This window comes from Serratia sp. 506_PEND (assembly GCF_001076875.1).
GTDB classification, from domain to species: domain Bacteria; phylum Pseudomonadota; class Gammaproteobacteria; order Enterobacterales; family Enterobacteriaceae; genus Serratia; species Serratia marcescens.
The window spans coordinates 1-577 of record NZ_JVEL01000094.1 but is presented as its reverse complement, the minus strand read 5'-3'; the positions used below and the strand labels follow the sequence as shown (position 1 = coordinate 577).

Sequence of the window (577 nt, the reverse complement as noted above, 5' to 3'; positions counted from 1 at the left end):
TTTATTCGTAACTGGCACTCGATTATAGGGCCACATCCTGTGTAAATAAACGTCATTGTTTCACGAATGTGAACGAAACGTGTAACTGGCACCGACCGGAGAGAACAGCATGAAAAACGCAGAATTGAACCAACGCCGTCAGGACGCCACCCCGCGCGGAGTGGGCGTGATGTGTGGTTTTTACGCCGAGCGCGCAGAGAACGCCACGCTGTGGGATGTGGAAGGTAAGGAAGTGATCGACTTCGCCTCGGGGATCGCCGTGCTGAACACCGGCCATCGCCACCCAAAAGTGATCGCCGCAATTGAAAAGCAGCTGCAGGCCTTCACCCACACCGCCTATCAGATCGTTCCTTACGAAAGCTATGTCTCGTTGGCGGAGCGCATCAACCAGCGCGCGCCGATCGCCGGTCCGTGTAAAACCGCTTTCTTCACCACCGGCGCGGAAGCGGTGGAAAACGCGGTGAAGATTGCCCGCGCTTACACCGGCCGTCCGGGCTTGATCACCTTCGGCGGCGGCTTCCACGGCCGCACCTATATGACCATGGCGCTGACCGGCAAAGTGGCGCCTTACAAACTG

1 protein-coding gene is annotated in these 577 nt (G+C 57.7%); it reads left to right on the top strand.

From position 1 onward, the window contains the following. Positions 1–109 precede the first annotated feature (109 nt). Positions 110–577 (top strand): aminotransferase class III-fold pyridoxal phosphate-dependent enzyme (locus tag ADK28_RS02840; RefSeq protein WP_048794821.1); only part of this gene is annotated, 468 nt, incomplete at its 3' end.